Below are 19356 nucleotides of genomic sequence, written 5' to 3'. Positions count from 1 at the left end.
CAGGGGCCGTGGGTCGCCACGACGGGGCCACGGCTTCGGGCAGAAAGGAACGCATAATGAACGAATTCGCTGCTTCGACCTATCCGGTGCTGCCTTTGCGCGACATCGTGGTCTTTCCCCACATGATCGTTCCGCTGTTCGTGGGTCGCGAAAAATCGGTCCGCGCGCTGGAAGCGGTCATGGAATCGGACAGCCCGATCCTGCTGGCCGCGCAGAAGGACGCCTCGGTCGATGAACCGACGGAAGACGGTATCTACCGCGCCGGCGTGCTGGCCAATGTGCTGCAACTGCTGAAGCTGCCCGACGGCACCGTGAAGGTGCTGGTCGAGGGGCGCGAGCGCGTGCAGATCACCGGCTTCGTGCCCAATGACGACCACTTCGAAGCGACCGCCATCGTGATGGCCGAAACGCCGGGCGACGCCGCGACGGTGACTGCCCTGGTCCGGACTGTGGCCGAGGAATTCGAGCGCTACGTCAAGGTCCGCAAGAACATCCCCGAGGAAGTCGTAACCGCCGTCGCCGAGGCCAGAGAGCCCGGCAAGCTGGCCGACCTTGTCGCGGGTCACATGGGTATTGCACTGGACCGCAAGCAGGATCTGCTGGACACGTTGGACGTGGCCGAGCGGCTGGAAAAGGTCTATGCCCACATGCAGGGCGAGATGTCGGTCCTGCAGGTCGAGAAGAAGATCAAGTCGCGCGTCAAGACCCAGATGGAGAAGACGCAGCGCGAATACTATCTGAATGAGCAGATGAAGGCCATTCAGAAGGAACTGGGCGACGGCGAGGACGGCCAGAACGAGATCGCCGAGCTTGAGGAAAAGATCGCCAGGACCAAGTTCAGCAAGGAAGCCCGCGACAAGGCGGAATCCGAACTGAAGAAGCTGAAGTCTATGTCGCCGATGTCGGCCGAGGCCACGGTCAGCCGCAACTACCTCGACTGGCTGCTGTCGCTGCCTTGGGGCGTGAAATCGCGCACCCGCAAGGATCTGGTCGCGGCCGAGAAGGTGCTGGACGCCGATCACTATGGCCTGGAAAAGGTCAAGGAGCGGATCGTCGAGTATTTGGCCGTGCAAAGCCGCAGCCAGAAGCTGAAGGGTCCGATTCTGTGCCTCGTCGGTCCTCCGGGCGTCGGCAAGACCTCGCTGGGCCGTTCGGTCGCCAAGGCCACGGGACGCGAGTTCATCCGCATCAGCCTTGGCGGCGTGCGTGATGAATCGGAAATCCGCGGCCATCGCCGGACCTATATCGGGTCGATGCCGGGCAAGATCATCCAGGCCCTGAAGAAGGCCAAGACGACCAACCCGCTCATCCTGCTGGATGAGATCGACAAGATGGGCCAGGACTTCCGCGGCGACCCCGCTTCGGCGATGCTGGAGGTGCTGGATCCCGAACAGAACGCGACATTCGTGGACCACTATCTTGAGGTGGAATACGACCTGTCGAACGTGATGTTCGTGACCACGGCCAACAGCTACAACATGCCGGGGCCGCTGCTGGACCGGATGGAGATCATCAGCCTGTCCGGCTATACCGAGGACGAGAAGCGCGAGATCGCGCGCCAGCACCTGCTGCCCAAGCAGATCGCGGCGAACGGCCTTCGCAAGGGCGAGTTCGAGGTGACCGACGACGCGCTGACCCATGTGATCCGCTATTACACGCGGGAAGCCGGGGTGCGTTCGCTGGAGCGTGAGATCGCCAAGCTGGCCCGCAAGGCCGTGACCGAAATCCTGAAGGGTCAGGTCAAGTCCGTGACGGTGGATGCCGCCAAGGCCGAGGAATACTTGGGCGTGCGCCGCCACCGCTATGGCTTGGCCGAGAAGGAGGATCAGGTTGGCGTGGTGACGGGTCTGGCCTGGACTTCCGTCGGGGGCGATCTGCTGCAGATCGAGGCGCTGCGCCTGCCGGGCAAGGGCCGGATGAAGACGACCGGGAAACTGGGCGACGTGATGAAGGAATCGATCGACGCGGCCTCCAGCTTCGTGCGCTCGATCTCGCCGGAAATCGGGGTGAAGCCCCCGGAATTCGACAAGCGCGACATCCACGTCCACGTGCCGGAAGGGGCGACCCCGAAGGACGGTCCGTCGGCGGGCATCGCCATGGTGACCTCGGTCGTGTCGGTCATGACCGGCATCCCGGTCCGCAAGGACGTCGCCATGACCGGCGAGGTGACGCTGCGCGGCAATGTGCTGGCCATCGGCGGCCTCAAGGAGAAGCTGCTGGCGGCGCTGCGCGGGGGCATCAAGACGGTGCTGATCCCGGCCGACAACGAAAAGGATCTGGCCGAGATCCCGGACAACGTGAAGACGGGGCTGACCATCATCCCGGTCAGCAATGTCCGCGAGGTCCTGAAGCAGGCCCTGGTGCGGATGCCCGAGCCTGTCGAATGGGACGAGGCCGCCGAGGAAGCGGCCGAGGCCGCCCGGGCCGCCGCGTCCCGCGAGGAACGATCGGCTGGAAGCGCAGTCGCACACTGAAGACAAGAAGGGCCGGTCAACCCGGCCCTTTTCTTTTGGCCACGGGCCAAGCGCCAAATTCGGCAAGCTGGCACGACACACTTGCGCCGTCTTCGGGCAAGTTATCGTTCAGCGAATGCGAAGGATTTGTTTGGTGGAGCCAAGGGGAGTCGAACCCCTGACCTCTTGAATGCCATTCAAGCGCTCTACCAACTGAGCTATGGCCCCACCGGAGGTCTGCTTCGTCTTTCGACGTTGCGTGGGGGGTCTATAGGGGTGGGCGCGGCGGGGTGCAAGCGGAAAATGTCGCGCCTGCGAGAAGATTCTGAGGATGGTGGAAAGTCGGCGTTTCACTGCGGAAAACGACTGGCAGGATCGGCTGTCGCGCGCCGGATCGTGCAGGAGATGCCATGAGGGAAATGGTGGGCGGTGAGGGACTCGAACCCCCGACATCCTCGGTGTAAACGAGGCGCTCTACCAACTGAGCTAACCGCCCGCCGGCTTGCCTTCTAGCGCCCGTTGCAGGTCTTGGCCAGTGCCGATTTGGATGGTCTAGCCAATGATCCCCGAACCGGCGAACAGCGCCGGCAGGTCCACGGTGTCGCGCTTGTTCAGCGCATCGGCCTGGTCGCGCAGGAACGTGTCGGCCGCCGTCTGCCCGGCCAGCTTCATCCGGGCCAGCAGACCGGGCGCAGGCATCAGCTTGGACCGCGCGGTCAGGTCGTTCATCAGCACGTCGTCCAGGATCATGTGGACCAGCGGGTTCTTCATCGCGCGGTTCTGCAGGCGGTCTTCGGCAAACAGCTTCTTGACGAAGTTGATCGCGCGCAGGTCGGCCATCAGCGAGGCGTTGAAGCTGACCTCGTTCACGCGGTCCGCGATCTGGGCCGGGGTGCGCGGGAGACCCTCGCGCAGCAGGGGGTTGATGTTCACGATGACGATGTCGCGCGGAAGGCGGGGGTCATACAGCGGGAACAGCGCCGGGTTCGAGGCGAAGCCGCCATCCCAGAAGGCCTCCAGCCTGCCGGTCTCGGGGTCGGGGATCTCGACCGCGCGGAACAGGTTGGGCAGGCAGGCCGAGGCCATGACGGCATCCACCGTGGCTGCGGCATTGGTGAAGACCCGGATCCGCCCGGTTCGCACGTTGGTAGCCGCCACGAACAGTTGCGGGCCGCGCCTGTTGCTGAAATCGGGCCAGGGCAATTCGCGCAGGACGGGGCCGAGCGGGTTTACATAGAACGGGCCATAGTCATAGGGGCTGAAAAGGCGCGTCAGGTTGTCCAGCCAGGCGGCGGGCGAGAAAAGCTCCACCAGCCGGCCCATTCCGTGCGGCACCGGCATCAGCGAATGCATCCAGCGGACAATGCGGTTGTCGCTGATCTGCCCGATCCGCGCCCAAAGGTAGTCAAGGTTCTCTCGCGCGGCCCTGCGCCCCGCCAGCCCCTCGTGCCGCGACAGCCCCGCCTTCAGCGCCGCTCCGTTCAGCGCGCCTGCCGAGGTGCCGCTGATGGCCGAGATCGTCAGCCAGTCCTCGTCCAGCAGGCGGTCGAGCACGCCCCAGGCAAAGGCGCCATGCGCGCCCCCGCCCTGCAAGGCTAGGTTGATGTGCTTCTTGTCCATCGCCGCCCCCGTTTTTGCAGGTGCAGCATAGCCGGAAAGCCCGCGCGGTCCACGGGTGCCGGACTCAGTCCTCGGCGTTCGCCTCGGCCCGGCTCTTGCCCGCGACATCCAGCGCCAAGGTCGCGGCCATGAAGGCATCCAGGTCGCCGTCCAGCACGCCCTGGGTGTCGCTGGTTTCCTCGCCCGTGCGCAGGTCCTTGACCATCTGGTAGGGGTGCAGGACGTAGGAGCGGATCTGGTTGCCCCAGCCTGCCTCGCCCTTGGCGGCGTGCTGGGCGTTGATCTCGGCGTTCCGCTTGTCCAGTTCCATCTGGTACAGCCGCGCCTTCAGGGCGGCCATGGCGTTGGCGCGGTTCTGGTGCTGGGATTTTTCCGAGGACGTGACCACGATGTTGGTCGGCAGGTGGGTGATCCGCACGGCCGAGTCGGTGGTGTTGACGTGCTGCCCGCCCGCGCCGGACGACCGATAGGTGTCGATGCGGATGTCGCGGTCGGGAATGTCGATCTCGATATTGTCATCGACAACCGGATAAACCCAGACCGACGAAAACGACGTATGCCGCCGCGCCGCGCTGTCATAGGGGCTGATGCGGACAAGGCGATGCACGCCCGATTCCGATTTCAGCCAGCCATAGGCGTTGTGCCCGCTGACCTTGTAGGCGGCACTGCGGATGCCGGCCTCGTCCCCCGCCGTTTCCGACAGAAGCTCGACCTCGTAGCCCTTCTTCTCGGCCCAGCGGACATACATGCGCGCCAGCATGGAGGCCCAGTCGCAGCTTTCCGTGCCGCCCGCGCCCGCGTTGATCTCCAGGAAGGTGTCGTTGGCGTCGGCCTCGCCGTTCAGCAGGGCCTCCAGCTCCTTCTGGGCGGCCAGTTCGGCCAGCGTCTTGAGGTTCGCCTCGGCCTCGGCCACCAGCTCGGGATCGCCTTCCTCTTCCGCCAGCTCCACCATCTCGGCATTGGCCGACAGGTCGCCGTCGATGCGGCGATAGGTCTCGATCGCGTCCGACAGCGCCTGCCGCTCGCGCATCAGCTTCTGGGCGCGGGCGGGGTCGGACCACAGGTCCCCCGCCTCGATCATCGCGTTCATCTCCTCCAGCCGGTGCGGCGCGGTCTGCCAGTCCATGCGCTGGCCCAGCAGGGTCAGCGAGCGTTTGATGGCCTCGATGGTGGACTGCGTCTCGGCGCGCATGGGCGGCTCCTTCGGCTGGCGTCAGGTCAGGGGTGATAGCGCGGGCAGGCGCAAGCGGCAAGAGTTGCGACCCCGGTGCTGCACCCCTGCGGCCCCGCAGGCGTTGAACAGTTGTCACCTAGACGCTGCAAACCGTCATGACCGAGATCCAGGATCTGTTCCAGCCCTTGCAGTCCATTCCGCTGCCAGGCGTCGCCATGCGGCTTGGGCTCGCGGTGGTCCTTGGCGCCATGATCGGCTGGAAACGAGAGATCAGCGCCCGCGCGGCGGGGCTGCGGACGCATATGCTGATCTCGCTTTCTGCGGCGATGTTCACCATCGTGGCGATGGAACTGTCGCATTTCCCGGCCGACGAACAGGAAATGCCGCAGACAGCCCCCTGCGCCTGATCGAGGCCGTGGGGGCGGGCATGGCCTTCCTTGCTGCCGGGTCCATCATCTTCAGCGGCGGCAGCGTCCGGGGGTTACGACTGGCGCGTCGATGTGGCTGGCGGGTGCCGTGGGCCTTGCCTCGGGCGCCGGGGACGGCCTTCTGGCGGTCATGGGAACCGCGCTTGCCCTGGGCATCCTGTGGATGGCGCGGGTCATCAGCACGCCCGCGCATGGCGGGCGCAGGCCGGATGATCCGCAGGGTGGCGCGCCCGGCGACGGCGGTCAGTAAAGCCCGCCCGAAGACATGGTGCCAAAGTCCGTCTGGCGCGGGATCACCTTGCGTTCCCCGGTCGAGGTGGTGATGGCGGTCCCCGACCCCGATCCGGCGCCCGCTTCCCAAGGCAGGACGACATCGTCGTCGCCAAAGCCCGACACGATCAGCGGCGATCCCCAGTTGGGATCGGTGCCTTCGCGGAAATATTCGGCGACGACGTTCGGCCCCGAGGCATCATCCGACAGCCGCTGCCCGGTCGTGCGGTCGATCTTGACCCAATAGCCCCCCGGCGGAACCGCGAAGTCGGTGCCGCCGAACCGGGCCACGGCCTTGCGCATGAAGGCGTTGAAGACCGGCACGCACAGCGTCCCGCCATAGGCGTTGCGGCCCAGCGTGCGCGGCTGGTCATAGCCCAGATAGCAGCCGGCGACGATGTTCGACGAATAGCCGATGAACCACACGTCCTTGGCGTCGTTCGTGGTGCCCGTCTTGCCCGCGATCGGCACCGGCAGGTCCACCCCGCTGCCCGACCCGCGCTCCACAGCGCCTTCCAGCATCGAGGTCAGCTGATAGGCCGTCACCGCATCCATGACCCGTTCGCGGTTAGTGTCGATCACCGGCCCCTGCCCCGCCGGCAGCGCCTGCTGGCCGCAGGTTTCGCAGACCCGCTGGTCGTGGCGATAGATTGTGCGTCCGCGCCGGTCCTGCACGCGGTCAACCAGCGTGGGCTCCACCCGCTCGCCGCCGTTGGCGAACATCGCATAGGCCGCGACCATCTTGAACAGGGTGGTTTCCTGGGCACCCAATGCGTTCGCCAGGAACGGCTTCAGGTCGTCATAGACGCCGAAGCGTTCGGCATATTCGGCCACGCGCTCCATCCCGATGTTCTGGGCAATGCGGATCGTCATCAGGTTCCGCGACATCTCGATGCCGGTGCGCAGGGGCGTCGGCCCATAGTGCTTGCCGGTCGAGTTCTTGGGCTCCCACAGGCCGAAGGGCGTGTTGATGCTGATCGGCTCGTCCACGACGATGGTGGCGGGGGTATAGTTGTTGTCCAGGGCCGCGGCATAGACGAAGGGCTTGAAGCTGGAACCCGGCTGGCGCTGCGCCTGCGTGGCCCGGTTGAAGACCGAGGACTGGTAGGAAAAGCCCCCCTGCATGGCCATCACGCGGCCGGTGTTCACGTCCATCGCCATGAAGCCGCCCTGGACCTCGGGCACCTGGCGCAGGGTCCAGCGGATGAAGCTGCCGTTGCCGTCCTGGGTCATCGCGCGGACCAGCACCACGTCGCCCACATCGACCAGGTCGCCTGCCACCTGCGCGCGCGGTCCAAGCCTGCCGTCGGGGCCGCGCTTGCGCGCCCATTGCACGTCGGCGGCCGGGATCCAGTGGCCGTCGGCGTCCTCCTCGATCCCTTCGATGCCGATGCGTGCATCGCTGTCGCCGACCTCCAGCACCACCGCCGGGTGCCAGCCGGGGATGTCGCGCGGGACTTGCACCTGCCACAGGGCGCCGCGCCAGGCGGACTCGTTGGTCAACTGTTCAGCCGGGATCGTTTCGCGCGTGCCCCGCCAGATGCCGGTGCCGCGGTCGTAATCCTCCAGGGCCTGGCGCAGCGCGTCGGCGGCGGCGGATTGCAGGTCGGGGTCCACTGTGGCGCGAATGGTCAGGCCGCCGCCGAAGAATTCCTCGTTGCCGAACTGCGCCGACAGCTGGCGCCGGATTTCGTCGGTGAAATAGTCGCGCGGCGGAAGCTGCTGCTGGAAGGCCGGAAAATCGCCGTTCTGCACAGATTTCAGCGGCAGCTTCGCCTCGGCCTCATAGGTCGCCTCGTCGAGGTAGCCGTTCTGCCACATCTCGCGCAGGACATAGTTGCGCCGCTCGGTCACCCGGTCCTTGGCGCGGACGGGGTGGTAACGGCCCGGAGCCTGCGGCATGGCGGCCAGCATCGCGGCCTCGTGCGGGGCAAGTTCCGTCAGCGACTTGTTGAAATAGGTCTGGGCTGCCGCGGCCACGCCGAAGCTGTTCTGGCCCAGGAAGATCTCGTTCAGATACAACTCAAGGATCTGGTCCTTGGACAATGTCCGTTCCAGCCGGGACGCCAGGATCAGTTCCTTGACCTTGCGCTCCACGCTGCGGTCCGACGACAGCAGGAAGTTCTTCATGACCTGCTGCGTGATCGTGGAAGCCCCGCGCACCGACGATCCGCGCGATGCTACCGCCTGGTAGGCCGCCCCGATGATGCCGCGCACGTCATAACCGGGGTGGTTGTAGAAGTTCTTGTCCTCGGCGCTGATGAAGGCGTGCCGGACCAGGTCCGGGATCTCCTCGACCGGGACGAACAGGCGGCGTTCCTCGGCGAATTCGTCGATCAGCATCCCCTCGCCCGAATAGATCCGGCTGATGGTCTTGGGCGTGTACTGGGCCAGCGTCTCGTGGCTGGGCAGGTCGCGCGAATAGATCCAGAAGATCGCGCCCAGGGTCAGCGCGATGGCAAAGGTCGCGGTGACGAACCACGAGAAGATGGCACCGAAGAAGGACAGGATGGGGCGCAGCAAGGACATGGGCCTTTCGTGGACTCGTCCCGTCTATAGCGGCGTGCCCCGGCCCGGTCAAAACAACACTGGGCGATCACGGCTCCGTGTGGCGCCTATTGTCGCAGCATGGTGGCCCGGGCGGCTTCGTCGCGTGCCCAGCCGGTGATGGCCTCGGCCACCACCTTCACCATGCGCTCGCGCCACAAGGGGTTCAGCAGGTTCGCCCGGTCGTCGTGATCCGAGATGAAGCCAAGCTCCAGCAGCACAGAAGGGATGTCGGGCGACTTCAGCACCGAAAAGGTCGCCGCCTGCACGGGGCGTCCATGCATCCCGATGCCCATCAGCGACATGCGCGATATCAGCCAGTTGGCAAAGCGCTCCGAGCGCGGCTGCGTGTCGACGCGGGCGAAATCCATCAGCACGCCCGTCAATGCGTCGTCCTGCCCCTTCAGGTCCACGCCTGCCAGCAGGTCGTCGCGCCCGTGCCGAAGCGTCAGCTGTTCCGCCGCGCGGCGGTCGGCGGCGGGGTTCCAGACATAGACGGTGGCGCCCGCCGCCTGCGCTTCCGGCAGCGCGTCGGCGTGCAGCGAGATGAACAGATCCGCCTGGGCCTGCCGCGCCGCCGTCATGCGCCGTTCCAGGTTGACGAAGCTGTCGTCCTGCCGCGTCATCTGCACATCGACGCCCCGCGCCTGCAGGGCCGCCCGCAGTTCCAGCGAGAAGACCAGGACCAGGTTCGCCTCGCTTTCGCCTTCGGCCAGCGCGCCGGGGTCGTGGCCGCCATGGCCGGGGTCCAGCACGACGGTGAAGCGATCGTCCGGCGAAGGCGGCGGCACGTCGGCGGGGTCGGGCAGGTCGCGCAGCGCCGTTGTGGCCGAGGGGCGGGGCGCGAAGTCCTCGGCGCTGACCGGCGCCAGCGCCACGGTGATCTGCGACAGCGCCGCCCGCGCCTGCTGGCCCGCGCTGTCGATGCGGTAAGGGCCGGGCAGTTCGACCACGATGCGCGACCAGCCGTCGCCGTTCCGTCCCCAGCGGATCGCCGGGGCAAGGTCCGCGCCGAACAGATCCTGCGGCCGCGCCATGCCCAGGTCGGCGCCCCGCAGATCGATCACCAGCCGCGCGGGATCGCCGACCAGGAAGGCGCGATAGGGCACAGGCTTCGTCAGGGACAGCCGCAGTTCCAGCGGCTTCGGCCCGCCCCATCCCCGCCCCGTCGCGACCAGCGCGGATCCGCCCAGATCCAGACGCGCGGGTTCCTCTGCCCAGGCAGGCAGCGACAGCAGCGTCAGGATCAGGGCCAGCCATTTCATCGCGCGGCCATGAACTCCGTCAGGCGGCGCAGGCCCTCGGCAATATCCGCGGTCTCGCGGGCATAGGAAAAGCGCAGGGTCCGCGCCCCGCGCTCGGGGTCGAAGTCCAGCCCCGGCGTCACGGCCACGCCCGCCTTTTCAAGGATCTCCGCAGCGAAGCTCAGCGAATTTTTGGTCAGGTGCGAGACATCGGCATAGATGTAGAACGCCCCCTCCGGCGGGGCGATGCGGTCGAAACCCGCCCTCGGCAGCCCTTCCAGCATCAGCCGGCGGTTTTCGGCATAGACGGCCAGGTTGGCGTCGGCTTCCTCGGTGCAATCCAGCGCGGCAAGGGCGGCGACCTGGCTGGCATGGGGCGGGCAGATGAACATGTTCTGCGCCAGCCGTTCCACGGTGCGGACATGGTCCGGCGGCACCACCATCCAGCCGGCCCGCCAGCCGGTCATCGAGAAGTACTTGCTGAAGGAATTGATGACGAACACGTCATCCGTCACTTCCAGCGCGGAGTGGCAGCGGTCGCCATAGGACAGGCCGTGATAGATCTCGTCCGAGATCAGCGCCATGCCCCTGGCGCACGCGGCATCCGACAGCGCGCGCAATTCGTCGGTGCGCAGCACCGTGCCCGAGGGGTTGCCCGGCGAGGCGAGGATCAGCCCCGCGCAGCCATCGGGCAGCGCCTCGGGGCGCGGCTGAAAGCGGTCTTCGGGCCGGGTCGGGATGCCCACCGGCTCCAGCGACATGGCCCGCAGGATCTGGCGATAGCTGGGATAGCCGGGATAGCCCATGGCGACCCGGTTCCCCGCGTCGAACAGCGCCGAAAAGGCCAGGATGAAGGCCCCACTGCTGCCCGGCGTCACCACGACCCGCGCCGGATCCAGATCGACGCCATACCAGCGGCGATACAGGTCCGCGATCCCCTGCCGCAGCGCCGGCAGGCCAAGCGCGACCGTATAGCCAAGCGGTTGTTCCAGCGCGGCGGCAAGCGCGCGGCGCGCACCTTCGGGCGCCGGGGTCGAGGGCTGGCCGACCTCCATGTGGATGATGTGGCGGCCTTGCGCCTCGGCGCGGGCGGCGGCCTCCATCACGTCCATCACGATGAAGGGGTCGACCTGTCCGCGGGCGGATTTCCTCATTGCTCTCCTCATGCCCTTCGGGCCTTTTGTCTTTTTCTGCTGTCTTACGCCTGCCGGGCGGGCGCGGAAAGCCCCTTGGGCCGGGTGCCGGTCACGCAGCTTTGTCAGCCGGTTTCTTGCAAAGACCGCCCGCAGGGGGCAAGGTCGGACGAAGCCCATCACGAGGATTTCGATGAAACGCCTGATTGCCGCGCTGCTTCTGACCGCGACCCCCGCCATGGCCTTCGACATCGGGGCCATGTCCGAGGATGAAAAAGCCGCCTTCGGGGAGGCCGTGCGCGAATACCTGATGGCCAATCCCGAGGTTCTGGTTGAATCCATCAACGTGCTGGAGGAACGCCGGGTGGCGTCCGAGGCGCAGAACGACGTGGCCCTTGTTGCCGCGAACCGCGACGCGATCTTTCAGGACGGCCATAGCTGGGTCGGCGGCAACCCGGACGGCGACGTGACGGTGGTGGAATTCATCGACTATCGCTGCGGTTATTGCCGCAAGTTCAACGAACAGGTCCATGACCTTGTTGAAAGCGACGGCAATATCCGGCTGGTCCTGAAGGAATTTCCGATCCTGGGCCCGGACAGCGAAACCGCGGCCCGCTTTGCGGTCGCGGTGAAGCAGCTGGGTGGCGACGAGGCTTACCGGAAGGCCCATGACGAGATGATCGCCCTGCGCGGCGCCCCCTCTCCCGAGGCGCTGAAAAAGATCGCGTCCGAGATCGGGCTCGACGGGGACGAGGTGATCAACACCATGAACACCGAAACCGTGTCCGCCGTGCTGCGCGACAACCGGCAACTGGCCGAGCGCATGGCGATTATGGGCACGCCGACCTTCATCATCGGCGATACCCTGCTGCGCGGGATGCCCGCCGACGGGCTGGAACCCGCCGTCGCCGCCGCGCGCGAGGCCAAGGGCTGACGCGCCTCCGCGCCGGTCGCACCTGCCGCGCGAGCAGGTGCCTCCGGCGGGGACACTTGAGTGAAGAAGAAGCGGCTACTCGGCCGCCAGGCTATCCTCGTCGGGGCGCGCGATGCGGCCCAGGATGTGGTCGGCGGCCTTTTCCCCCACCATGATCGAAGGGCCGTTCAGGTTGCCGTTGGTGACGCGCGGAAAGATCGAGCTGTCGGCGACGCGCAGCCCCTCTACCCCGATCACCTTCAGATCGGGATCGACGACGGCCATGGGATCGCTTGCCGCGCCCATCCGGGCGGTCCCGCAGGGGTGATAGGCCGATTCGGCATGGTCGCGGATGAAGGCGTCGATCTGGTCGTCGGTCTGGACCTGCGCGCCGGGCTGGATCTCGTCGCCGCGGAATTCGGCGAAGGCGGGCTGGTCGAAGATCCGGCGGGTCAGGCGCACGCAGGCGCGGAACTCGGCCCAGTCGTCCGGATGGGACATGTAGTTGAAGCGTATCTCGGGCGGCGCCGCCGGATCGACCGAGGCGAGCCGCACGGTGCCGCGCGATTTCGAGCGCATCGGTCCGACATGGGCCTGGAAACCATGGCCCTGGGCGGCGGCCTTGCCGTCATAGCGCACGGCCAGCGGCAGGAAATGATACTGGATATCGGGATAATCCACGGCATCGGACGACCGGATGAAGCCGCAGCTTTCGAACTGGTTCGACGCGCCAAGCCCGGTCTTCTGCAGCAGCCATTCCACCCCGACCCGGCCTTTGCCCAGCAGGTTGTAATAGGTGTATAGTGTGATCGGCTTCAGCGCCTTGTACTGCATGTAGATTTCAAGGTGGTCCTGCAGGTTCGACCCCACGCCGGGCCGGTCGGCCAGCGGCGTGATGCCGTGGCTCCGCAGGTGGTCGGCGGGACCGATGCCCGACAGCATCAGAAGCTTCGGCGTGTTGATCGAACTGGCCGAGACGATGACCTCGCGCCCCGCCCGGATCTCCTCGGTCCGGCCCCTGTTTTCGATTTCAACGCCATAGGCGCGCTTTCCCTGAAACAGGATGCGGCGGGCAAGGGCGCGGATGACGGTCAGGCGGCCGGTCTTAAGCGCCGGGCGCAGATAGGCGTTGGCGGCGGACCAGCGACGGCCCCTCCAGATCGTGGCCTCCATGGGGCCGAAGCCCTCCTGGTTCTCACCGTTGTAGTCGGGCGTATAGGGCCAGCCGGCCTGCTGCCCAGCCTCGATGAAGGCGTTGAACAGCGGATTGCGGCGCTTGCCGCGCGTCACATGAAGCGGCCCGTCGGTGCCGCGCCATTCGGACGCGCCGCCATGCCAGGTTTCCATCCGCTTGAAATAGGGCAGCACGTCGTCATAGCCCCAGCCCGCCGCGCCGCTGTCGCGCCAGTGGTCGAAATCCTTGCGGTGCCCGCGCACGAAGACCATGCCGTTGATCGACGACGACCCCCCCAGCACCTTGCCACGCGGCGTGGCCAGCCTGCGCCCGCCCAGATGCGGTTCGGGCTGGGTCGCGAAGCCCCAATCGTAGCGCGGCATGTTCATGGGATAGGACAGCGCGCCCGGCATCTGGATGAAGATGCCGATGTCGCTGCCGCCATATTCGACCAGCGTGACGCTGTGGCCCGCTTCGGTCAGGCGATAGGCCAAGGCGCAGCCGGCGGACCCGGCGCCGACGATGACGTAATCAGCGGTCATGACGATCCCCTTAATACGGCGCCTCGACGGCGCCCATGCCCACATAGACGGTCTTGAGTTGCGAATAATGCTCGATCGCGGCGGTGCCGTTCTCGCGGCCCAGGCCCGACATCTTGACGCCGCCGAAAGGCATTTCCACGGGCGTCAGGTTATAGGCGTTGATCCAGCAGGTGCCGGCTTCCAGGGCAGCGACCACGCGATGCGCACGGGTCAGGTCCCGGGTGAAGACCCCCGCCGCAAGGCCGAAGCCGGTGGCGTTGGCGCGTGCCACGGCCTCGGCTTCATCGGCGAAGGTCAGCGTGGTCATCACCGGGCCGAAGATTTCGTCGCGGGTGATCGCCATCTCGTCGGTGGCATCGGCAAAGACGGTGGGCGGGATGAAGGCCCCCTCGCCCGCGCCGCCGCAGACCAGTCGCGCGCCCGCGTCCTGCCCGGCAGCGATGGCCGCGCGGATCTTGCCCGCCTGCGTCCCGTTGATGATCGGGCCGAACTGCGTGTCGGGGTCCAGCGGATCGCCCGTGCGAATCGTCGCCAGCCGTTCGGCCAGCCGGTCCAGGAACCGCGCCGCGATCCCCTGCTGCAGGAACACCCGCGTCCCGTTCGAACAGATCTGCCCCGAGGAATAGAAATTCGCCAGGATCGCCGCGCCGACCGCGTCCTCGAGGCTGGCATCGTCGAAGACGATCAAGGGCGACTTGCCGCCAAGCTCCATCGTGACATGGCGCATCCCTTCGGCGGCGGCGGCATAAACGCGGCGGCCGGTGGGAACCGATCCGGTCAGGGAAACCTTTGCGACGCGGGGATCGGTCACAAGCGCCGCGCCGACCTCTCCGCGGCCTTGCACGACGTTGAAGATGCCTGCGGGCGCACCGGCCTCGATCAGGATTTCCGCCAGCTTCAACGCGCCCAGCGGCGTTTCCTCGGACGGCTTGAAGACCATCGCGTTGCCCATGGCCAGCGCGGGGGCGGCCTTCCAGCAGGCGATCTGGCTGGGATAGTTCCAGGCGCCGATGCCCGCGCAGACACCCAAGGCCTCGCGGCGGGTATAGGCCCAGTCGCGTCCCAGGGGAATCATCTGGCCGGTCACGGTCGCGGCCAGCCCGCCGAAATATTCCAGCGCCGCCGCGCCCGAGGCCCAGTCGGCCACCAGCGTTTCCTGGATCGGCTTGCCGGTATCCAGCGTTTCCAGCCGGGACAGTTCCTCGTTCCGGTCGCGGATGATCGCGGCGGCGCGGGACAGGATTCGGCCCCGGTCGGCGGGCGCCATGGCCGCCCATGCGGGCTGCGCGCGGGCGGCAGCCTGGCAGGCCAGCGCCACCTGATTCGCGGTTGCCTCGCGCAGGGAGGCGATTTCCTGACCCGTATAGGGGTAGAGGACGGGCAGGGCCGCGCCCTCGCCCTCGACAAAGGTGCCGTCGATGAACAGGCTGGCGGCGGGTTGGGCGTTGTGAGTCACGACAGGGCCTCGTCCAGGTAATCGAAGATCATCTTTTCGGCGGCCTTGGCCTCAATGCCGCCAGGGGTCAGCACCGCGCGCAGATAAACCCCGTCGATCAGCGCCCCGACCGTTTCGGCCACGCGGGCGGGATCGGCGACCAGGGGGCGCAGCGCCAGCATCAGATTCGAGCGCAAGCGGCGGTGATACACGCGAAGCAGGCGCGCAGCTTCGGGATTGATCAGCGCAAGTGCGTAAAAATTGATCCACGCGCTGACGGTCTCGCGCTGGAAATTCTGCGGCGCAAAGCTGGCATGGATGATCGCATCCAGACGACCCCGCTTGCCATGCCCCGGCAGGCGTTCGGCCACCGACCGGCCATAGGTCCGCAGAATGTAACGCATTGCGGATAAAAAGATTTGTTCCTTCGATCCGAAATAGTGATGCGCCAGGGCAGGCGACATCCCTGCCCGCTTGGCGATCTGCGCCACGGTTACCTCCAGCGACCCCGCCCGGCCGACCTCGAAGATCGTGGCGTTGATTAGCGCGGCTTTTCGGATAGGCTCGGCCCCGATCTTGGGCAAGGCGGCACCTGTGTAAAGAAGTTGTTGCTATTTGAAGCCCGTGTATCGTTAATTGATCAACCAATCAAGAACAGGGAGCTACGCATGATTCACAAAAGCCTGACCGCGTCGCTGGTGATCGGCGCCTTGCTTGCGGTCCCCGCCTTCGCGGCCGAGCCCGAGGAATGCCGCGAGGTTGTCTTTTCCGACGTGGGCTGGTCCGACATCACCGCAACGACCGCCCTTGCCACGACCGTCCTGCAGGCGCTTGGCTACGAGACCGAGACCAAGCTGCTGTCCGTGCCGGTGACCTATACGGCGCTGTCCACCGATGACGTGGACATCTTCCTGGGCAATTGGATGCCCACGATGGAGGCTGACATCGCCCCCTATCGCGACGCGGGCACGGTGGACACGGTGCGCACCAACCTGACGGGCGCGAAATACACGCTGGCCACCAACAAGGCGGGCGCGGAGCTGGGCATCACCGATTTCAGCAAGATCGCCGAACACAAGGACGCGCTGGACGGCCAGATCTACGGGATCGAGCCCGGCAATGACGGCAACCGCCTGCTGCTGGAGATGGTGGCCGAGGACAAGTTCGGCCTGGGCACCTTCGAGGTCGTCGAATCCAGCGAACAGGGGATGCTGGCGCAGGTCGCCCGTGCCGATGCCGCGGACAAGCCGATCGTCTTCCTGGGGTGGGAACCCCATCCGATGAACGCGCAGTTCGAGATGACCTACCTTCCCGGCGGCGACGAGATTTTCGGCCCCAACCTGGGCGGCGCCGAGGTTCGCACCAATACCCGCCGCGGTTTTGTCGAGGAGTGCCCCAATCTGGGCAAGTTCCTGCAGAACCTGGAATTCACCCTGGCCATGGAAAACGAGGTGATGGGCAAGATCCTGAACGACGGCCAGGATCCGCTTGACGCCGCCAAGGACTGGCTGACGGCCAATCCCGACGCCGCCACGCCCTGGCTGGAGGGCGTCACGACCGTTGACGGCAACGACGGCCAGGCCGCCTTGACCGAGGCCCTGTCCGGCTGATCGCCGGACCACCCGACAGCATGACAACAGGACCAAGGAAAACCGCATGGAGCAGATGACGGCGTTGGTGACAGATAACAAGTTACCCGTTGGGCGAACGGCCAAGTCGATCTTCGACTGGCTGAACGCCAATGCGGCGGGGCTGTTCAACACCATCTCGGGCGCACTGGAATGGCTGATCGGCGGCATTCTTGCCGCGCTGGAGGCACCGCACCCGCTGCTGTTCATCCTGCTGGCCGTGGCGCTGACCTGGGTCTTGCAGCGCAGCTGGAAGACCTGCCTGCTGGTCGCCCTGGGGCTGCTGTTCGTCCTGAACCAGGGCTACTGGGACGAGATGATGCAGTCGCTGACCCTGGTGCTGGCGGCCTGCCTGGTCTGCATGGCGGTCGGGGTGCCGATCGGGATTGCCGCGGCGCATCGGCCCCGGCTTTATGCCTGGATGCGGCCCGTGCTGGATCTGATGCAGACGCTGCCGACCTTCGTCTATCTGATCCCGGCCATCGTGTTCTTCGGCATCGGCATGGTGCCGGGCCTGCTGGCGACCGTGATCTTCGTGCTGCCCGCGCCGATCCGGTTGACGCAGCTTGGCATCGCATCGACTTCGCCCGCGCTGATCGAGGCCGCGACAGCCTTTGGCGCCACCCCGCGCCAGCTTCTGTGGAAGGTCGAGCTGCCAAGCGCGCTGCCGCAGATCATGGCGGGACTGAACCAGACGATCATGCTGTCGCTGTCCATGGTCGTCATCGCCGCGCTGGTCGGCGCCTCGGGCCTTGGCGTGCCGGTCGTGCGGGCACTGAACAGCGTGAACACCGCGCTTGGCTTTGAATCCGGTTTCGTGATCGTGGTGGTGGCGATCCTTCTGGACCGGATGCTGCGGATGGAGGGTCGCAGATGAACACCATTCCCAATGCCGTCGAATTCGACCGCGTCTGCATCGTCTTCGGCGACCACCCGGAAACCGCCCTGCCCTTGATGGACCAAGGCAAGGAGCGTGGCGAAATCCGGACCGCCACCGGCCAGGTGCTTGGCGTCCACGACTGTTCGCTGAACGTCCGGCAGGGCGAGATCCTGGTGCTGATGGGTCTGTCCGGGTCGGGCAAGTCCACGCTGCTGCGCGCGGTCAATGCGCTGAACCATGTCTGCCGGGGCGAGGTCCGGGTCTGGGACGGCGGCAAGATGATCTCGGTCAGCGGGGCCGGCAAGCGGGCGCTGCGCGACATCCGCCTGCGGCACGTGGCCATGGTCTTCCAGCAGTTCGGCCTGCTGCCCTGGCGCACCGTGCGGGAAAACGTCGGCCTGGGGCTGGAGCTTGCGGGAATGCCGGTGGCCGACCGCAAGGCGCGCGTGGACCATCAGCTCGAAACCGTCGGGCTGACGGAATGGGCCGAACGCAAGGTCGGCGACCTGTCGGGCGGGATGCAGCAGCGCGTGGGCCTTGCCCGCGCCTTCGCGACCGAGGCGCCGATCCTGCTGATGGACGAACCCTTCAGCGCACTGGACCCCCTGATCCGTGCGCGCCTTCAGGACGAATTGCTGGAACTGCAGGCCAAGACGCAGCGCACGATCATCTTTGTCAGCCACGACCTGGACGAAGCCTTCAAGCTGGGCAACCGCATCGCCCTGATGGAGGGCGGGCGCATCGTCCAGATCGGCACGGCGCGCGACATCATCGCCAACCCGGTCAACGACTATGTCGCCGATTTCGTGGCCCACATGAACCCGCTTGGCGTGCTGACCGCCGCCGATGTCGTCCAGCCGGGCGAGGTGGCAGAGGGCGTGGGGGGCGATCCCGTCCCGCGCGACATGCCGGTCCGCCAGGTCATGGGGCTTTTGGCGGACAAGACCGCCCTGCCGGTCCAGGGTGGCGGCTATATCACCCGCGACGCGGTGCTTGCGCGACTGATCGACCCGCGGGGTTGATCAGCTGTTCTGCAGGTCGCGGTGATAGCGGATCAGCAGCGCCAGCCCAAGGGCATAGAGAAGCAGCGACACGCCAAAGACATAGGCTATGCTGACATATTCCCCGGCATAGAACGGATAGAAGGATTTGCGCATCTGCCCGACGATATGGACCAGCGGGTTGTACCACAGGTAATCGGCGAAGGGCCGGGGAAGGTCGTCATAGACGAACAGCACGCACGAAACCAGGATCAGCGGCCGGTTCAGAATTGACCAGACCTTCGCCCACCAGGAAAAGGCCTCGTTCAGGAAGCAGTTCATAACGCCCACGGCCGCGCCGAAGAAAAAGGCCATGAACAATGCCAGCGCGATCCCTCCCGCCTGGGGATCGGTCCGGGTTTCCTGGAAGATCAGCAAGGCGGCAAAGATGATATAGGCGACCAGCATCTGCGTGATGCCGTTCATGATCATCCGGCCCAGCAGCGCGTCCATGAAGGTCACCGCCGGATAGGCCAGCAGCGCCTTGGAATAGGTGACCGACTGCGAAACCCTGGTGGAGATCGCCATGAAGAACAGGAAGGGCACCATGCCTGTCGCATAGAAGATCGGAAAGTTGGTGCCGATCGGCGGGCTTGCCAGGACAAGCGAGAATATCGCGGTCAGAAGAACGATGCTCCCCACGGGCTCGGCCACGGCCCACAGATATCCTCCCGCCGACTTGCCGTTCGTCGTCGACATCTCGCGCAGGACAAGGGCGCTGATCGCGCGCATACTGGCGAAGGACCGGTGCCGGTGCGACAAGCGCAGCTTTTCAGGCGTGCCCTGATTGGCAGCGACCGAGGGAAAGGTGATCTTGGACATAGGCTGTGACCTGCCGCTTGTCTGTTCACGCCCCCGTCAGGGCGCTGGAACTG

Annotated in this window: 16 protein-coding genes and 2 tRNA genes; 7 read left to right on the top strand and 11 right to left on the bottom strand. The window is 66.2% G+C overall.

What is annotated here, in order from left to right; all coding sequences use genetic code 11:
- Positions 1–56: 56 nt before the first annotated feature.
- A complete protein-coding gene (lon, locus tag OU682_RS09510; protein WP_268941858.1) occupies positions 57–2474 on the top strand; it encodes an endopeptidase La in 2418 nt (805 codons plus the stop codon).
- Positions 2475–2605: 131 nt separating this feature from the next.
- Here lon and OU682_RS09505 read toward each other — a convergent pair.
- The 4 genes from OU682_RS09505 to prfB all read right to left on the bottom strand — a co-directional run bounded on the left by OU682_RS09505 (position 2606) and on the right by prfB (position 5265).
- Positions 2606–2681, bottom strand: a tRNA-Ala gene (locus OU682_RS09505).
- Between the two features lie 192 nt (positions 2682–2873).
- Positions 2874–2949: transfer RNA gene (locus tag OU682_RS09500), tRNA-Val, on the bottom strand.
- Between the two features lie 56 nt (positions 2950–3005).
- On the bottom strand, positions 3006–4073 hold the full coding sequence (locus tag OU682_RS09495) for a patatin-like phospholipase family protein (RefSeq protein WP_268941857.1): 1068 nt from the start codon (positions 4071–4073) through the stop codon (positions 3006–3008).
- A 64-nt stretch (positions 4074–4137) separates the two neighbouring features.
- Positions 4138–5265, bottom strand: coding sequence for a peptide chain release factor 2 (prfB, locus tag OU682_RS09490; RefSeq protein WP_268941856.1), 1128 nt, complete (start codon positions 5263–5265; stop codon positions 4138–4140).
- 137 nt (positions 5266–5402) lie between these two features.
- Between prfB and OU682_RS09485 the strand changes: the two genes are divergently transcribed.
- Together OU682_RS09485 and OU682_RS09480 are read left to right on the top strand one after the other, a co-directional pair.
- A complete protein-coding gene (locus OU682_RS09485; RefSeq protein ID WP_268941855.1) occupies positions 5403–5654 on the top strand; it encodes an MgtC/SapB family protein in 252 nt (83 codons plus the stop codon).
- A 91-nt stretch (positions 5655–5745) separates the two neighbouring features.
- Complete coding sequence (locus tag OU682_RS09480) at positions 5746–5925, top strand: MgtC/SapB family protein (RefSeq protein WP_268941854.1); 180 nt, start codon at positions 5746–5748, stop codon at positions 5923–5925.
- Here the strand turns inward: OU682_RS09480 and OU682_RS09475 are convergent.
- The 3 genes from OU682_RS09475 to OU682_RS09465 form a co-directional block, all read right to left on the bottom strand.
- On the bottom strand, positions 5919–8468 hold the full coding sequence (locus OU682_RS09475; protein ID WP_268941853.1) for a penicillin-binding protein 1A: 2550 nt from the start codon (positions 8466–8468) through the stop codon (positions 5919–5921). The genes OU682_RS09480 and OU682_RS09475 overlap by 7 nt on opposite strands.
- Before the next feature lie 92 nt (positions 8469–8560).
- Complete coding sequence (locus OU682_RS09470; protein ID WP_268941852.1) at positions 8561–9757, bottom strand: N-acetylmuramoyl-L-alanine amidase; 1197 nt, start codon at positions 9755–9757, stop codon at positions 8561–8563.
- Positions 9754–10890, bottom strand: coding sequence for a pyridoxal phosphate-dependent aminotransferase (locus OU682_RS09465; protein ID WP_268941851.1), 1137 nt, complete (start codon positions 10888–10890; stop codon positions 9754–9756). The genes OU682_RS09470 and OU682_RS09465 overlap by 4 nt, the downstream gene beginning before the upstream one ends.
- A gap of 172 nt (positions 10891–11062) precedes the next feature.
- Here OU682_RS09465 and OU682_RS09460 point away from each other — a divergent pair, with 172 nt between their 5' ends.
- Positions 11063–11803 carry a DsbA family protein gene (locus OU682_RS09460; RefSeq protein ID WP_268941849.1) on the top strand — a complete coding sequence of 247 codons (741 nt, stop codon included), beginning with the start codon at positions 11063–11065 and terminating at the stop codon, positions 11801–11803.
- A gap of 75 nt (positions 11804–11878) precedes the next feature.
- On the opposite strand, the gene betA is transcribed toward OU682_RS09460, so the two are convergent.
- The 3 genes from betA to betI are packed head-to-tail and all read right to left on the bottom strand — an operon-like array spanning position 11879 to position 15517.
- Positions 11879–13498: a choline dehydrogenase gene (betA, locus tag OU682_RS09455; RefSeq protein ID WP_268941848.1), complete on the bottom strand. Its 1620-nt coding sequence runs from the start codon at positions 13496–13498 to the stop codon at positions 11879–11881.
- A gap of 10 nt (positions 13499–13508) precedes the next feature.
- Positions 13509–14954, bottom strand: a complete 1446-nt coding sequence (gene betB / locus OU682_RS09450; RefSeq protein ID WP_268941847.1) for a betaine-aldehyde dehydrogenase — start codon at positions 14952–14954, stop codon at positions 13509–13511.
- The gene (gene betI, locus OU682_RS09445; protein WP_268941846.1) at positions 14951–15517 is read right to left on the bottom strand and encodes a choline-binding transcriptional repressor BetI; all 567 of its coding nucleotides are present in this window, start codon (positions 15515–15517) and stop codon (positions 14951–14953) included. The genes betB and betI overlap by 4 nt, the downstream gene beginning before the upstream one ends.
- Positions 15518–15601: 84 nt before the next feature.
- On the opposite strand from betI, the gene choX reads away from it, so the two are divergent.
- Genes choX through choV form a run of 3 tightly spaced genes read left to right on the top strand, consistent with a single transcriptional unit; the run spans position 15602 to position 18463 of the window.
- A complete protein-coding gene (gene choX, locus OU682_RS09440) occupies positions 15602–16543 on the top strand; it encodes a choline ABC transporter substrate-binding protein (RefSeq protein WP_268941845.1) in 942 nt (313 codons plus the stop codon).
- A 46-nt stretch (positions 16544–16589) separates the two neighbouring features.
- Entirely contained in the window at positions 16590–17438 is an 849-nt protein-coding gene (choW, locus tag OU682_RS09435; RefSeq protein ID WP_268941844.1) for a choline ABC transporter permease subunit, read from the top strand.
- Positions 17435–18463 (top strand): choline ABC transporter ATP-binding protein, encoded by a 1029-nt coding sequence (gene choV / locus OU682_RS09430; protein ID WP_268941843.1) that lies wholly within the window; start codon positions 17435–17437, stop codon positions 18461–18463. The genes choW and choV overlap by 4 nt, the downstream gene beginning before the upstream one ends.
- Here the strand turns inward: choV and OU682_RS09425 are convergent, their stop codons facing one another.
- Entirely contained in the window at positions 18464–19303 is an 840-nt protein-coding gene (locus tag OU682_RS09425; RefSeq protein ID WP_268941842.1) for an ABC transporter permease, read from the bottom strand.
- Positions 19304–19356: the final 53 nt, after the last annotated feature.

The organism is Paracoccus benzoatiresistens (assembly GCF_026913015.1).
Lineage (GTDB): Bacteria > Pseudomonadota > Alphaproteobacteria > Rhodobacterales > Rhodobacteraceae > Paracoccus > Paracoccus benzoatiresistens.
The sequence above is the reverse complement of the archived record's forward strand: the minus strand, read 5'-3'. Positions and strand labels throughout refer to the sequence as shown.